We start from the raw sequence: 16,109 nt of genomic DNA on the forward strand, positions 1-16,109 counted from the left end.
ATGAAAGAAACAACTTCGTAAAGCTGTTCCTTATTCCTTAAATTATTTTTTATTCAACCGAATCATCGGATATAATTTCTTCAGAAACGTTCTCGTCACTTCCTAAAATAATATGCTCACCATCGACTATTTCTTCTTCCAATTCAGGTTCTGCTTCAACTAAGGCGAACGTCACAATTTGAGCATTGTCATCTAAACGCATCACTTTTACACCTTGTGCTGCACGGCCTGTTTGAGAGATGTTCTGTACACTTGTCCGAATGATAACACCAGTATCAGTGATCACCATTATATCTTCATCCCCATCAATTGCGGCTAATCCAGCTAGTTTTCCAGTTCTCTCAGTCACATTCATGACTTTAATTCCTTTACCACCACGTCCCTTAGTTGGATATTCGCTTGCGGCCGTACGTTTTCCTAAGCCATTTTCGGAAATGACCAGAATTTCCTGACCATCTTTAACGGTAGATGAACCAACAACGAAATCACCTTCACGTAAGTTAACGCCTTTAACACCGGTTGCCGAACGTCCCATATCTCGTACAAGATTTTCAACAAAACGAACGGAATAGCCATTATGTGTCCCGATGATAATTTCGTCATCCCCATAAGTGAGTAAAACATTAATTAATTCATCATCGTCGCGCAAATTGAGCGCTTTAAGCCCATTCGTTCGGATATTAGCAAATTGATGTAAGTTCGTCCGTTTGACAGTACCAGCTTGCGTTGTGAAGAACAGGAAACGTTCTTGATCTGAATGACCGACATTTATGACCGTTTGAACTTTTTCACCTTCATCCAATTTTAAAAGATTGACAATAGGTAACCCTTTTGCAGTCCGTCCGTACTCAGGAATCTCATAACCCTTCATACGATACACTCGACCTTTATTGGTAAAGAAGAGCAAATAATCATGCGTTGATGTTGAAACTAAATGTTGGACAAAATCATCATTGCTCATTCCCATCCCTTGGACTCCACGTCCACCGCGATTTTGAGCTCTGAATTCATCATTGGCCAAGCGCTTGATATAGCCTTTATTAGATAAAGTAATTAAGACATCTTCTACCTCAATTAAATCTTCATCTTCAATAGTCAAAACATCACCAACTAATAATTCTGTCCGACGAGGATCGGCAAATTTACGTTTGATTTCTTCCATCTCATCACGAATGATCCGTTTCACACGTTCAGGTTTTGCTAAAATATCAGCTAAATCAGCGATTAATGCGACTAATTCTTGATATTCATTTTCAATTTTATCACGTTCTAAACCTGTCAAACGGCGCAAACGCATATCCAAAATCGCTTGAGATTGTTTTTCAGACAATAAAAATTCAGACATCATTGCTTCTTGAGCAATGGCATCCGTTTTAGATTCGCGAATAATTGTAATAATGCGATCAATATTGTCAAGGGCAATGCGCAAACCTTCGAGAATATGAGCTCTCCCCTCAGCACGCGTCTTGTCAAACTGTGTCCTTCTTGTTACAACTTCGATTTGATGTTCAATATAATCAACCAAAATTTGTTTCAAGGAAAGGACTTTGGGAATTCCTTTTTCAATGGCAAGCATATTAAAACCAAATGAGGTCTGTAATGAGGTTAATTTGAACAGATTATTTAAAATAACTGCAGCTGACATATCACGTCTTACTTCAATAACAACGCGAATCCCTTCACGGTTTGATTCATCACGGACAGCTGTTAATCCTTCAATTCGTTTTTCATGATTCAAACGGACGATATGTTCTACTAATTTTGCCTTATTTACCATGTAGGGCAATTCAGTGACAACAATCCGTTCCTTTCCACCAGCAAGTTCTTCAATATGCGTTTTTGAGCGTACTGTAATTGAACCCTTACCTGTTTCATAGGCACGACGGATTCCTGCTTTCCCCATGACAATTCCACCAGTTGGGAAGTCAGGGCCAGGCAAAACGGTCATTAAATCAGCAATTGTTGCATCTGGATTTTCCATTAACATATCGGCAGCATCAATGGTTTCAGCCAAATTATGTGGTGGAATATTTGTTGCCATCCCAACAGCAATACCTGTTGTTCCATTGACCAAAAGGTTAGGAAAACGTGCAGGTAAAACTAGTGGTTCACGTTCTGTCCCATCATAGTTATCGCCGAAATCCACTGTGTTTTTATTGATATCACGCAACATTTCTAGCGTGATTTTACTCATTCGAGCTTCTGTATAACGTTGTGCCGCAGCGCCATCACCGTCCATAGAACCAAAGTTCCCATGACCGTCCACGAGCATGTGACGATATGACCACCATTGAGCCATACGAACCATAGCTTCATAAATCGAGCTATCACCATGGGGATGATACTTACCCATGACATCACCTGTAATACGAGCTGATTTTTTGTGTGGTTTATCTGGGGTATTCCCCAATTCATTCATTCCATATAAAATTCGGCGGTGAACAGGTTTTAGTCCATCGCGTACATCAGGCAAAGCACGTGCGACAATGACTGACATCGCGTAGTCGATGAAGCTCGTGCGCATTTCTTTTGCTAGATTGACTGTTACAACATTTTTATCTTCCATGTTTCCCACTTTCAAAGCAAAATTTAACAAAAATGAAGTCCCCTTCATTTGCAAACATACTTAATTAATTATAACAAAAAATATCAATTTTTGCGAACCGAATGTAAGGAATTGTCTTGATTCTAATCCTATTGATCAAAGATATTTTTCAGATCAATTGATATTGATCATCACCTAAACGAACAGTAAAATAATCAAAAGTAAACAAGTTTACGCAAAAACTTAATGTGAACGAATCGTTCGGTATTTACTTAAATTTATGTGAAAAAAATTAATCGACATGTGAATCTCTTTCATTACATTTCAATTCTTTACTCAAATGTGATTATTTTTGCTTGTATTCCTACTGAGGTAAATCCTCATAAAAAAAGAACCAACTTTTTGGTCCTTTTTATGTTCATTTAATCTTCATCCATGCTCAAAACAGACAGAAAAGCTTCTTGTGGTACTTCGACTGAACCAATTGCTTTCATTCGTTTTTTCCCTGCTTTTTGTTTTTCCAATAATTTTCGTTTCCGAGAAATGTCACCACCATAACATTTTGCTAATACATTTTTCCGCAATGCCTTAATGTCACTTCTGGCAACGACTTTATTTCCAATCGTAGCTTGAATGGGAACTTCAAATTGTTGACGAGGAATTAATTTACGTAGTTTTTCAACAATAGTCCGTCCTCGTTCTTGCGCAAATTCTTTATGTGAAATAAAAGAGAGTGCATCTACTTTATCTCCGTTGAGTAAAATATCCATTTTTACTAAATTTGAAGGACGATAATCAGATATTTCATAATCAAAGCTTGCATACCCTTTCGTTGAAGATTTCAATTTGTCGAAAAATTCAAAGACAATTTCACTAAGTGGAATATGGTATTGCACATTAACACGATTGGCATCTAAATAATCCATGGTCACAAATTCACCACGTTTTCTCTGAGCCAATTCCATCACTGGGCCAACAAAATCATTGGGCACCATAATCTGTGCTTTTACAAATGGTTCTTCGATTGTTTCAATTCGAGTTGGATCTGGGAAGTCACTTGGATTGGCAACTTCAAGGACTTCACCATCTGTTGTTTTAATATGATAAACCACCGATGGGGCAGTCATAATGAGATCAAGGTTGAATTCACGCTCCAAACGTTCTTGAACCACATCCATATGAAGCATCCCCAAAAAGCCACATCGAAAACCAAAACCTAGCGCCTGTGATGTTTCAGGTTCAAATTGAAGACTGGCATCGTTTAATTGTAATTTTTCTAGGGCTTCACGTAAATCATTATATTTATTAGATTCAACTGGATAAATCCCTGCAAAAACCATCGGATTCATTTTTTTGTAGCCAGCAAGAGGCACTGTTGCTGGATTTTCAGCCAAAGTGATGGTATCTCCAACTCGTGTATCCTGCACTGTTTTAATACTTGCGGCAATATACCCAACATCACCTGACATTAAAAAATCACGAGCAACAGCTTTAGGGGTAAAAATTCCTACTTCTGTCACGTCAAATTCTTTACCATTGGACATTAATTTGATTTTGTCTCCAACTTTTACGACGCCTTCTTTTAATCGGACTTGTAAAATAACGCCTCGATATGCGTCATAGACGGAGTCAAAAATGAGTGCTTGAAGTGGAGCATCTACTTCACCTTGTGGTGCTGGTACTTTCTCAACAATTTGTTCAAGAATTTCTTCAATTCCAATTCCAGCTTTCGCAGAAGCTAAGACGGCCTCAGAAGCATCTAAACCAATGACGTCCTCAATTTCTTGCCGAACGACTTCTGGTTGTGCACTCGGCAAATCAATTTTGTTGATGACTGGAATAATTTCAAGATCATTGTCAAGTGCCAGATACACATTGGCAAGCGTTTGCGCTTCAATTCCTTGAGCAGCATCAACCACTAAAATAGCCCCTTCACATGCGGCTAAACTCCGTGAAACTTCGTATGAAAAATCCACGTGTCCTGGTGTGTCAATGAGATGGAAAATATAAGTCTCCCCATCTTTGGCATGATAATTTAACTCAATGGCATTTAATTTGATGGTGATGCCACGTTCACGTTCCAAATCCATACTGTCTAACATTTGGGCTTGGAGTTCACGTTTTGATACAGTTTCTGTTAATTCCAAAATTCGGTCTGCCAAAGTTGATTTACCATGGTCAATATGCGCAATAATACTAAAATTTCTGATTTTCTCTCTACGCGCATTCATTTCATTAATATTCATTCGAATTTCCTCAATTTACTAGGGGTATTGAATCTATTATAGCATATTTTTTTCACAAAAAAGGCGGTCAATATTGACACACCCTCTTCTGCTTTCTTGCTCGGAATAACACGATTACACCTCGTTTTAGTCAAATGACAGCTTGTTAAAACTTGCGTTATCTTCAGCAAATTCTTGTTCGATTTGCCCCACTTGTCCAAATTCGACATGTAATTTGTCACCAACAAAATGAACCAAATGTGCACCAAATGTTCGATCATCTGATATAAAATGAAGATGAAATCCGTTTCCGTAAAGACTCTCTAAGTGCTTTGGTGACCATATTCCAACAATGGTACCTGATATATTCTCTTTTGTAAAATGAGGCTGTTTGGCTAAAATATCAAGATAAGGTGCTGTATTACGAGGGGGTTTTGACGAAATTTCAATTGATTTAAAAGTCCCTGAAATAAGGACACTATAAGGAACATTAGCATTTGTGATGCGCTCAGTCAATAGAGACTCGATTGTTTCACTCGTTAAATCTGTAAGATCAGTTGCCACACTCACATGATGTTCAACAACTGCTGCATAGGGCATCGTTTCGTCATAACTGACCAAACGGACCTGATTTTCATTTGATCCGTGATAAACATGGCCATTCAGGATAATCACTTCCCCATCAGCGCCATCCAAAGTTCCAATCCCATTGAGACCATGTTTTAACACTTCTCCAGCTGTAATAGTGCCTTCATAAAAGCCACCATAAAGTGTCGTATATGTATTATGTTGAAAAATTTTACTTGTTTTCATATTAAATGCTCTTTCCAGTTTATTCTGAATAATTCATTATAGCACAATAATTTGTAAAAAATAGTTTGATCAGTCTATCTATTTTTACGTTGTTTCTAATTTCAAAAAAGTTTTGATTTTGCTATAATAGCATCATGACAATTAAAACATCATTCGCGAAAGCAGTAGGTAAGACCTCGGGTTTTGTGTTGGAAAAATTTTTCAAACGTGGCTCGACATTCCCTGGTAAAATTGCACTAAAATTTGACCCCAAAATATTGAGTCAGCTAACTAAAAACTATGAAATAATTGTAATTACCGGAACGAACGGTAAGACTTTGACTACGGCATTAACGGTTGGGATTCTCGAAAAAGCTTGTGGCCCTGTTGTCACCAATCAAACTGGTGCCAATATGATTACTGGGATTGTTTCCACTTTTTTGAAAGCACCCAAAGCTAAAGTTGGGCAAAAAAAATATGCCGTTTTGGAAATCGATGAAGCAAGTTTACCCCGTATCACACAATATTTAAAGCCTTCTTTATTTGTTTTTACAAATATTTTCCGTGATCAGATGGATCGTTATGGTGAAATTTACACCACTTTTGATTTTATTGTGAAAGGAGCTGCTCAAGCGCCTGAAGCAACGATTTTACTGAATGGTGATAGTCCCCTTTTTAATTCTAAAAAATTGGTTAATCCCGTCAAATACTACGGCTTCGATCACGAGAGTCATCAACCAAAGCGGGCACATTATAACACCGAAGGCGTGCTTTGTCCAGTTTGTCATCATATTTTAGATTTCGAAATGAATACGTATGCGAATTTAGGAAATTACATCTGTCAAAATTGTGGCTTTACTCGTCCACAATTAGATTACAAGTTGTCAGAACTGACTGAAATTACTAATACTTCTTCCACTTTTGTAATTGATGACCATGCATATAAAATTAATGTGGGTGGACTTTACAACATCTATAATGCACTTGCAGCCGTTTCCGTTGCAGAATATTACAAGATTCCAACAGAAACAATTAAAGCAGGTTTTGATCAGTCCAAAGCTGTTTTTGGTCGCCAAGAAACTTTCCAAGTCGGTCAAAAATCAGTGACCATCGTATTAATTAAAAATCCGGTTGGTGCAAATCAAGCGCTTGAAATGATGAAACTGGCGCCATACCCATTCACTCTGTATAGTTTATTAAACGCTGATTATGCAGATGGAATTGATACCTCGTGGATTTGGGATGCTGAATTTGAACTGATTAATGAAATGTCAATTGACCACATCTATACCGGTGGTGTACGTCATTCAGAAATGGCTCGTCGGTACCGCGTTGCTGGCTTCGATGAAAATAAAGTAACAGAATTAACAAGTTTACCAGAAGTCGTTAAGTCGATTGAGAATGATGCCTCAGATCATGTTTATTTATTAGCGACCTACACAGCAATGCTTGAAATTCGTGAGCATTTGGCAGAAAAAGGATACGTGCAAAAAAAATTGAATTGACTGTGATGACTAGTAAAAAATCGAATTGCTTTGTTTTTTTAAATGATAAATTCGAGATTCAATAGCCATATCTTTCACATTCTTCTATGTAAATGTCAATAACAACATGGGCGAAATGGCTTATGCTGATAAAAATGAATATCGGAGTTATTTTTTTAACTTAGTACCATCTCTTCTTAGTGAGCATCATTTTTACTAAAAAACTTATTCTTATCATTGACAAAAGCCTTATTAATTTAAACAGGACAAAAAAATGACCTATACCTCTCTAAAATCAAATTTAAAAAATCCAAAATATAACTTACGAGTCGCACATTTATATGGCGACCTTATGAACACTTATGGTGATAATGGAAACATATTGATGTTAAAATATGTCGGTGAAAAATTAGGAGCCGAAATGATTTTTGATATTGTTTCCATCGGTGATTCATTCAAATCAGACGACTATAACCTCGTTTTTTGGGGGGGTGGTCAAGACTATGAACAAGGAATTATTGCAACTCACCTCTCAGAACTGACCGATGAATTGCGGACCTATATTGAAAATGAAAAGCCAATGTTAGCCATTTGCGGTGGCTATCAAATGCTTGGACAATCTTATACTTTGGCAGATGGAAAACAAATCGCATGTACTGGAATTTTAGGACATTATACTGAAAATCCTGGAAATGACCGTATCATAGGTGATGTTGAAATCCATAATGATGAATTCGATGAGACCTATTATGGCTTTGAAAACCACGGGGGCCGAACCTATCTTTCGGCTGATGAAAAACCACTTGGGAAAGTCATCTACGGGGGAGGAAATAATGGCAACTCTGGCGAAGAAGGCCTAATTTACAAAAATACATTCGCTTCATACTTCCATGGACCTCTGCTTTCGCGTAATGCTAAATTAGCTTACCGACTCGTTGTAATTGCCTTGCGGCAGAAATATGGTGATGACATTGACTTACCAGAATTTGTCGATATTATGGCAAAAGAAGAATTAGGCCAAGCAATTAGCGACATCAAAAGAAAAGCATAAAAAGCTGTCATTAATGACAGCTTTTTATTAATCTACTGATTTCAAAGCACCTAGCATATCAACGTTTTTTAATTTTATATGGACCATAATACTCAACAAAAGTGTCGTAGCAAGTGTAATTAAGGCCGATAAAATCAGATTCGTCATGGTCAAGCCTGGACTAAACATGACCATATCCGTTGGCAACATGGTGATAATCACATGGTGTAAATAAGCTCCTAAAGCAAAACCACCAACTATTCCTAGAAAACTTAACAGAATAGTTTCACGGTAAATATATAAAGTCACTTCGTGATCATAAAAACCAAGCACTTTAATCGTTGACAACTCCCTAATTCGTTCGGATACATTGATATTGGTCAAATTATAAATCACAACAACGGCCAACAATATCGCACAGCCTATCAAAACAAACATGACCGAATTAATACCATACAAAAATGAATTAATCGTTGTTTTCAAGTCATTATTCTGTGAAACTGTCAATATTCCATTGTTTTTCATTAATTTCGCTGCGAAATCTTGAACATTTGCATCAGAATTATTTCGGAGCCCAATCAATTGCGCATTGCTTTTGAATGATTGATGCAAAGCTTGTTCATAGGCAGCACGATTCATGAAAAGATAGTGGCCCATATACATTTCTGTGATACCAGTAACCTTGATGGACACTGTTTTGTTATTCTCATCGGCAAGTTTTATCGTATCTCCGACCTTCGCATTTAATAATTTAGCAAATTTTTCAGAAATAACCGCACCATGATTTGTTAAAGCTAATCCTTTCTTTGTCGTCCGATTTTGCAGGCTAACGAATGAAGAAAAATTGTGTTCATCAGAAGGAACGATGAGTTGAACTGTTTGCTTAGTTTCGACAGTTCCAACCAAAGTTGAGAATTGTTCAAAGTGAATTCCCAGATGTTTCTTGACTTCTTGTTCACCCATTAATGAATTCACTTTAGCTTGATCAGCTGCAGTAATATTTTTATCCTGAATGGCTATCATATCATAGTGTAAAATATCATTAAACTGGCGTGAGGACAGACCTGAAATCGAATCTCGAATCCCAAATCCCATCACAAGTAAGGCTGTACAGCCCGCGATTCCCACTATTGTCATTAACATCCGTTTTTTGTAACGAAAAAGATTTCGAGCTGTAACTTTATACGTGAAACTCATCCGCCGCCAAATAAAGTTCACCCGTTCAAGTAAAATGCGAGAACCTGCTTTAGGGGCTTTAGCGACAAATAAGTCCGAAGGTTGACTTCGTAAAACTTCTTTTGACGTAAGATAGGCTGGAAAAACAGTACATAGTATCGAGATGGCAAATGCGACTACCGTCCATTGCCATGAAAAAGTTAAAGCCAAATCAGTAAACGTTGAAGATGCAGTATAGGCTTTAAAAACAACAAGCGGTAAAACCCAATGGCCTAAGACAGTTCCGACGGTTGCTCCTGCAAATGCCGATACAAAACCGTAAACCATGAATTTTTTGCGAATTTGTCTGTTCGTATAGCCAAGTGCCTTGAGTAATCCCAAATTTGAACGTTCTTCTTCAACAAAACGAGTCATAGTTGTTAAGCTCACTAAAGCTGCAATTGCAAATAAAACAACAGGGAAAATGTTTGACAGGGTGTCAATTCGAGTTGAGTTATCGATAAATATTTGATAACCGGGATCAGCACTATTTCGATCTGACACCGTATAAACCGGTGCAGTCAATTGATTTAATTCCTTCCGTTGCAAATTAACTTTTTCTTGAGCTATTTGAATTTGTGACCGACCATCGTCTATTTTTTTCTGAAAAGTGTCCAGAATATGAATTTGAGTTGGATCGACAGCTAATCCTGCCGCTTGTGCTTGCTTCAACTGAGCCTTTTGTAAATTCAATTCATTTTGTTGCTGATTTAGAGAAACGTTTTTTTGATTTAGTTCATTTTGTGCCTGTGCTAATTTTTGCTCAGGTCCTTTTTTCAGCGCCGCTAACCTTTTTTCAGGTTGACTCTTGAGCAAATCTTGCATTGCAATCTGATAAGCTGTTACCTTGTCTTTGTAGGTTTGATTATACGGAGATAGGTTCACCAATGAACCATAAGAAATTCGAGCAATCATCTTAACATTTGAACGAAACGCGGAAGCAGTCGTTACCCCATAACCATTCAATTGCCCAGTTCCGATTGTCGTCTGACCAAAGGAATTTTTGTCTACGTACTCACTCGATTTTACAAATCCAACAATTTTAAATGTGTGATTCTTGAGAATTGAAGACTCATGATCTGTATTTTCGTTCAAATTAACGGTCTGACTAATTTTATATTTGTCCTTCAGTAGATAATCTAAAGCAATTTCATTAGATTGACTGGGCATTTTCCCAGAAATCAATTGGTAAGTTGATAAAACTTTCGGTGTATTGAACAAACGAATTGCTGTTTCTGAGTTTCCAAGGGGAACATCCTGAAAATAGCCAAACTCGACTTTCTTAATTCCATTAGCTGATTCAATTAATTTTTGGTCAGATTCGTCTAATCCAAGATTTGACACCACGGTTAAATCAGCCAGTTGATGTGTTTGATAAAATCGATTCGCTGTTTCCCGCATATCTGGTCCTGAAACTTTCAATCCGATAAATGCGAACACGCCAAGTGCCATTAAAGAAAAGATAGAGAGAAAACGGCCGATTGAACTCGTAATCGATTTTCTGATGTCCTTATTCAGTTTTTTGGGAGGTCTTTTTTTCATCACTCACCTTACCATTCTATATCATCAATGTCTTTCGGTGAATCATTTCGCCAGCTTTTACTGATCGAACCATCATGCATCATAATAACACGGTCAGCAATCTCGCTAATGGCAGCATTATGTGTCACAATTATGACCGTTGTTTGATGAATACGTGACATCTCTTGCAAAATCTTCAAAACTTGTTTACCCGTTTGGTAATCCAATGCGCCTGTTGGTTCATCACATAATAAAATTTTAGGATTTTTAGCCACTGCGCGTGCAATTGCAACCCGTTGTTGTTCACCGCCAGATAATTGTGATGGAAAGTTATCAAGGCGATGTGATAATCCCACGTTATCTAAAACCTCGCTTGCGTCAAGTGCGTCCTTAACAATTTCAGAAGCCAATTCAACATTCTCAAGGGAAGTCAAATTATTAATTAAATTATAAAATTGGAATACAAAACCAACATCATTCCTTCTGTAAGTAATTAATTCTTTTTCGGTAAATTGGGCAATGTCAACACCATCGATGATCACCGCCCCCTCGTCACAAGAATCCATCCCTCCCAAAATATTTAGAACAGTTGATTTTCCGGCGCCAGATGAACCCAGAATGACAGCCAATTCACCTTCTTCAATTGAAAAATTGACTAAATTATTTGCTGAAATGATTTGATCGCCTGTCTTATAGCGCTTAGATTCATTTTTTACTTCAATAAAACTCATTGTTTACCTCATTTTCATTGTAAGCGTTACTATTATTATAGCATAATTTGTGAATGAAAAAACGAGGGAAATGGTTAATCTACAGTCAATAGCAAAGTAAGCATTGATTTTACTTGCCTTAGGATTTAAATGTTATCTCCAAAGTTTCATCAGAAAACCATAGAAATTTAATAGGAGATTTATTTATGACCTACAAATAGATGAAATAAAAAAACCGATTTAAGACGCGTCTTAAATCAGTTCAAAAAGTTTTTTGAAAAGTCTGAGTTCCAAAGTTCAGGTTTAATGGAAAATGACAGACAATTTCTGGCATTACCAACCCCCACTTTTTGGAACATTTCCCCAGTCGCCACCGAAATAATCACGGACGAGGGTATCTGCAAGGAGGTTCTGATGGGCTACAGAAAAATCTGTAGGACTTGTACCTGTAACGTTACATAAGGCCAACCATGTACTCTTTGCAAAGCCATAGCCACCAATGTAGTTTAAGTTTAAAGAAAGGTTAACGTTCATGTTACCGCCTTGCTCAATCATATTTCTCAATGCACGAGCCTCGTCTATGGAAGAGTACCCGGTGAATTTAAGACCGTATGTATTGTTGGCTTTGGCGGCAGCTTCTTGTGCTGCAGCTTTTTCCGAAGCGATTTTTGCTGCTTGAGCTGCGGCAGCTTCTTGTTTAGCAGCTTCTGCTGCGGCTTTTTTTGCTGCCTCGGCAGCTTGCGCTGCTTTTTCGTTAGCTTTTATCACCGCTTGAATCCGACCCGTAAAGGTTGATTTATGTGCTACTTCTGAAGAAGGCAATGCGCCAACTGCAGTTTCAGCAAGACTGATATCGGCAGCAGTACGTGTTTTTTCGGCACGATCAACTGCTGCTGTAGCTTTATCGTAAGCTGTGATAAATTGATTCAAATGCAATAAACTTGCTTCAACTGGTTCATGATAGCTCGTTCCCTCTAATTGAGAGACTTCTTTAGTGATTTTATTAATTAATTCTGACGAGCGTGATTGATATGCTTCGGTGAATTGGATATTAATAGTATCATAAAGGCGAGATTGAGTTGCAGTTGCTGTGTCCGCTTGAGCAATAGGGGCTGAGAATAAGGTCATCCCTATTAATGCTGAAGCGGCGACTGAGGTAAGTTTTGATTTAAATTTCAAAAAATAATTCTTTTATTTTCGTCTCTGGCAAACATGGCGTGCAATGAATTTGATATTTATGAGCAAATCCAATGGCGTTTCACGTAAGGTCATCAAGATTACTTGCCGTACTTCATATAAGAACCTGAACTTTGAGTACGGGTTAAACGAAAGGGTGTAAGGCGATCTCCGTTTACTGCGCCTCATAATAGTATAACAGAAAAAACATTTATTTTGCTAAAATATACTCAAAATTCCGCTTACATTTCCAATATATCTTTATTATTTCATTGTAAGCGTTTATCATTCTTGTGTTTTTTTCGATTCTAGCAAAGCAGCATTTATCATTACTTGTGTTTCGTTTTCGTTTCATTTCCATGTCTAAAAACAAGAAAAACAAAAAAGTGAGAAAATAACCTCACTTTTTGTAAATTTCTTATTTCCAAAAATCATCAAAAATGGTAATTGGTAAATGACGTTTGTGTTCCGTTTTCAAATACCAACCTTCAATTTTCTCCTTTGCCTCATCCGAAATTTTCTTACCTTCTGTATAATTGTCAATATCCTGATAGGTTACACCCAATGCAACTTCATCTGCAAGTCCTGGTTTGCCATCTTCCAAATCGGCAGTGGGAATTTTTTCATAAATTACTGAATCAGCACCTAATTCAGCAAGTAACATTTTTCCTTGGTGTTTATTTAATCGGAAAATTGGAACCAAATCTGCTCCGCCATCTCCGAATTTAGTAAAGAATCCTGTAATATTTTCCGCAGCATGGTCTGTTCCCAAAACAGCCCCCTTTGTATCGCCAGCAACTGCATATTGTGTAATCATACGTTGACGTGCTTTAATATTACCTTTGTTAAAATCAGAAACGACAACACCAGCATCTTCTAGTGCGGCAACTTGACCATCAACTGCAGCTTTTATATTTACAACTAAACTTTGATCAGGATGAATAAATTTCAAAGCGCGCTGCGCATCTTCTTCATCCGCTTGAACACCATAGGGCAAACGAATGGCGATAAATTGATAATTTGAGTCGCCAGTTTCTTCACGCATTTCTTCAATTGCAAGTTGGGCCAACCGACCAACCAAACTTGAATCTTGTCCACCTGATATACCCAATACATAGGATTTAATAAAAGGATATTTTTTTAGGTAGGATTTCAAGAAATCAATTGATTTTCGTATTTCTTCTTTGGCATCAATCTCTGGTAAAACACCTAGTTCTTCAATAATTTTATCTTGTAAAGTCATGATTTTCTCCTTCATCCATATCATCAAAAATTTTACTCATGTAGAATTCATCAACAAATTCACCATCAATAAACATAGAGCGTCGTCTTAGCCCCTCAATTTCAAAACCATTTTTACGGTAGAGCGCAATCGCACGTGTATTGTCAGTTCTTACGGTCAATTCTAGCCTTTGAACTTCTTTTTCAATTGCCCATTGATTTAATTCCAAGAAGAGTTCGTGCCCAATTCCTTGGTGTTGATAGTCTTGAAGAATACCAACGACAATGTATGCCGTTTTTCTAATTCTTCGATATCCCCCACAAACTGCTGATAGAAAGCCAACTAATTTCCCGTTTTCTACTGCTGTATAAGCAAAATCCATGCGAGCAATGTTCCCAACAGCTTTCCCGATTTCATATTTTCGTTCATCTGGCTCTAACATCATGAATTTTGTTTCCTGATCAAGTTGTTTTTGGAGATTCCAAAAGGCCTCCGTATCTCCAATATCTAATCTTCTAATTTGCATAAATTTTTATTACAAAGCGAGCAACTACGAGAAAAAAGCTGCTTGCAATTGCCTTTCTCTAATCTAATTTTTGTTGAGAAATTCGCGTTCTTACTTGTGAAATCAAACGCATTTTATGATTCCAAAGTTCTTGTGACAAGTCTACTGGATAGGGTTGAGGGTTAAGGTCACGTTTGTATTCATCCCAAAGTTCAAATAAATTTTCTTTTGAAAATGCTTTAATTTCGGCAAGACTTGGTAAATCATACACTAATTCACCATGATTAAATATTGTTGTGAGTAATGGTTTAGCATTGAAATCACGGACGTTCTTATTGATGTAAGTATACAATGGGTGGAACATGTAAATCTCATCAGCCAAATCAGGGCGCTCATCGGAAAAAGTCACATAATCACCTTCTGATTTTCCATCTGAGGCGCGTGTAATACGCCAAACTTGTTTTTTGCCTGGTGTTGTCACTTTTTCGGCATTGCTTGAAATCTTAATGGTATCACGCATTTCACCCTTGTCGCCTTCAATTGAAACAAGTTTATATACCGCACCTAGGGCTGGCTGATCATAGGCTGTAATTAATTTTGTCCCGACGCCCCACACATCAATTTTGGCTTTCTGCATTTTCAAACTTAAAATGGTCGATTCATCCAAATCATTTGAAGCATATATTTTTGCTTCAGTAAAACCGGCGTCATCTAATTGTTGACGGACTTTTTTAGAAATATAAGCCATATCTCCAGAATCAATTCGAACCCCTTGAAAATTAATTTTTTCGCCAAATTCACGGGCAATTTTTATTGCTGCTGGAACGCCTGACCGAAGGGTGTCATAAGTATCTACCAAAAAGACACAATCTCGGTGTGTCAAAGCATATGCTTTAAAACCATCGTAATCGTTTCCATAACTCTGTATCAATGCATGAGCATGTGTTCCACTTGCAGGAATTCCAAACATTTTTGCTGCTCGGACATTAGATGTAGCATCTGCTCCACCGATATAGGCCGCACGTGTTCCCCAGATTGCTGCATCAAGTTCTTGAGCGCGACGTGATCCAAATTCAAGTAAAGGATCGTCACCAATAACAGACTTAATTCGACCTGCTTTTGTCGCAATCAGAGTTTGGAAATTGACAATATTTAATAGTGCAGTTTCAATTAACTGACACTGGGCTAAAGGCCCTTCGATTTGAACGATTGGTTCTTTTGCAAAAACCAAGTCACCTTCTCTTACAGAACGAACCGTACAAGTAAACTCAAGGTTAGCAAGATAATCTAAAAAAGTTTCAGGGTAACCTAAAGTTCTCAAATAATCAATATCTGAACCCGTAAACTTCAAGTTCTTGAGGTAATCAATGATCCTTTCTAAACCAGCAAAAATCGCATAACCATTTTGAAATGGCATGTCCCTGAAAAAAACTTCAAAAACGGTTTTTTTGTTATGTCTCCCGAGTTCAAAATAAGTTTGCATCATGTTTATTTGATACAAGTCTGTGTGTAATGTCAAGCTGTCGTCTGGATATAGATATGGCACTTGCTCACCTCTCTCATTTTCTTTTAATACTATTCTATCAAAAAAAAATCCTTATGTCAGTCCCTCGTCATTCTTTGTTTTACGTATGTAATTATTGACATTTGACGAATAAAAGGATTGAACTTATATAACAAATAA

The 16,109-nt window shown here is 37.4% G+C and carries 11 protein-coding genes; 2 read left to right on the forward strand and 9 right to left on the reverse strand.

Features of this window, described 5'->3' with window-relative positions:
• Nucleotides 1-49: 49 nt before the first annotated feature.
• From gyrA to RT41_RS07210, 3 genes are all read right to left on the reverse strand, one after another.
• Nucleotides 50-2,566, reverse strand: coding sequence for a DNA gyrase subunit A (gene gyrA / locus RT41_RS07200; protein ID WP_096818571.1), 2,517 nt, complete (start codon nucleotides 2,564-2,566; stop codon nucleotides 50-52).
• A 401-nt stretch (nucleotides 2,567-2,967) separates the two neighbouring features.
• On the reverse strand, nucleotides 2,968-4,791 hold the full coding sequence (gene lepA / locus RT41_RS07205; protein ID WP_054639399.1) for a translation elongation factor 4: 1,824 nt from the start codon (nucleotides 4,789-4,791) through the stop codon (nucleotides 2,968-2,970).
• 126 nt (nucleotides 4,792-4,917) lie between these two features.
• Nucleotides 4,918-5,583 (reverse strand): acetolactate decarboxylase, encoded by a 666-nt coding sequence (locus RT41_RS07210; RefSeq protein ID WP_054639400.1) that lies wholly within the window; start codon nucleotides 5,581-5,583, stop codon nucleotides 4,918-4,920.
• Between the two features lie 134 nt (nucleotides 5,584-5,717).
• Here RT41_RS07210 and murT point away from each other — a divergent pair, with 134 nt between their 5' ends.
• Both murT and gatD read left to right on the forward strand, forming a co-directional pair.
• Complete coding sequence (gene murT / locus RT41_RS07215; protein ID WP_096818496.1) at nucleotides 5,718-7,067, forward strand: lipid II isoglutaminyl synthase subunit MurT; 1,350 nt, start codon at nucleotides 5,718-5,720, stop codon at nucleotides 7,065-7,067.
• A 253-nt stretch (nucleotides 7,068-7,320) separates the two neighbouring features.
• Nucleotides 7,321-8,097, forward strand: a complete 777-nt coding sequence (gatD, locus tag RT41_RS07220; RefSeq protein WP_054639401.1) for a lipid II isoglutaminyl synthase subunit GatD — start codon at nucleotides 7,321-7,323, stop codon at nucleotides 8,095-8,097.
• Nucleotides 8,098-8,124: 27 nt separating this feature from the next.
• Here gatD and RT41_RS07225 read toward each other — a convergent pair whose 3' ends face one another.
• The 6 genes from RT41_RS07225 to RT41_RS07250 all read right to left on the reverse strand — a co-directional run bounded on the left by RT41_RS07225 (nucleotide 8,125) and on the right by RT41_RS07250 (nucleotide 15,971).
• The gene (locus RT41_RS07225; protein WP_096818498.1) at nucleotides 8,125-10,833 is read right to left on the reverse strand and encodes an FtsX-like permease family protein; all 2,709 of its coding nucleotides are present in this window, start codon (nucleotides 10,831-10,833) and stop codon (nucleotides 8,125-8,127) included.
• An 8-nt stretch (nucleotides 10,834-10,841) separates the two neighbouring features.
• Nucleotides 10,842-11,543, reverse strand: coding sequence for an ABC transporter ATP-binding protein (locus RT41_RS07230; protein ID WP_096818500.1), 702 nt, complete (start codon nucleotides 11,541-11,543; stop codon nucleotides 10,842-10,844).
• 312 nt (nucleotides 11,544-11,855) lie between these two features.
• On the reverse strand, nucleotides 11,856-12,701 hold the full coding sequence (locus tag RT41_RS07235) for a hypothetical protein (protein WP_054639402.1): 846 nt from the start codon (nucleotides 12,699-12,701) through the stop codon (nucleotides 11,856-11,858).
• Between the two features lie 415 nt (nucleotides 12,702-13,116).
• Nucleotides 13,117-13,941: an ammonia-dependent NAD(+) synthetase gene (gene nadE / locus RT41_RS07240; protein ID WP_054639403.1), complete on the reverse strand. Its 825-nt coding sequence runs from the start codon at nucleotides 13,939-13,941 to the stop codon at nucleotides 13,117-13,119.
• The gene (locus tag RT41_RS07245) at nucleotides 13,925-14,446 is read right to left on the reverse strand and encodes a GNAT family N-acetyltransferase (RefSeq protein ID WP_054639404.1); all 522 of its coding nucleotides are present in this window, start codon (nucleotides 14,444-14,446) and stop codon (nucleotides 13,925-13,927) included. The genes nadE and RT41_RS07245 overlap by 17 nt, the downstream gene beginning before the upstream one ends.
• Before the next feature lie 58 nt (nucleotides 14,447-14,504).
• Nucleotides 14,505-15,971 (reverse strand): nicotinate phosphoribosyltransferase, encoded by a 1,467-nt coding sequence (locus tag RT41_RS07250; protein WP_096818502.1) that lies wholly within the window; start codon nucleotides 15,969-15,971, stop codon nucleotides 14,505-14,507.
• Nucleotides 15,972-16,109: the final 138 nt, after the last annotated feature.

This window comes from Lactococcus fujiensis JCM 16395 (assembly GCF_002441655.1).
Classification (GTDB): Bacteria; Bacillota; Bacilli; order Lactobacillales; family Streptococcaceae; genus Lactococcus; species Lactococcus fujiensis.

Coding starts and splice junctions, on each gene's coding strand:
- RT41_RS07210 (WP_054639400.1), bottom strand. CDS start 5,583: ATGAAAACAAGTAAAATTTTTCAACATAATACATATACGACACTTTAT.
- murT (WP_096818496.1), top strand. CDS start 5,718: ATGACAATTAAAACATCATTCGCGAAAGCAGTAGGTAAGACCTCGGGT.
- RT41_RS07245 (WP_054639404.1), bottom strand. CDS start 14,446: ATGCAAATTAGAAGATTAGATATTGGAGATACGGAGGCCTTTTGGAAT.
- lepA (WP_054639399.1), bottom strand. CDS start 4,791: ATGAATATTAATGAAATGAATGCGCGTAGAGAGAAAATCAGAAATTTT.
- gatD (WP_054639401.1), top strand. CDS start 7,321: ATGACCTATACCTCTCTAAAATCAAATTTAAAAAATCCAAAATATAAC.
- gyrA (WP_096818571.1), bottom strand. CDS start 2,566: ATGGAAGATAAAAATGTTGTAACAGTCAATCTAGCAAAAGAAATGCGC.
- nadE (WP_054639403.1), bottom strand. CDS start 13,941: ATGACTTTACAAGATAAAATTATTGAAGAACTAGGTGTTTTACCAGAG.
- RT41_RS07225 (WP_096818498.1), bottom strand. CDS start 10,833: ATGAAAAAAAGACCTCCCAAAAAACTGAATAAGGACATCAGAAAATCG.
- RT41_RS07230 (WP_096818500.1), bottom strand. CDS start 11,543: ATGAGTTTTATTGAAGTAAAAAATGAATCTAAGCGCTATAAGACAGGC.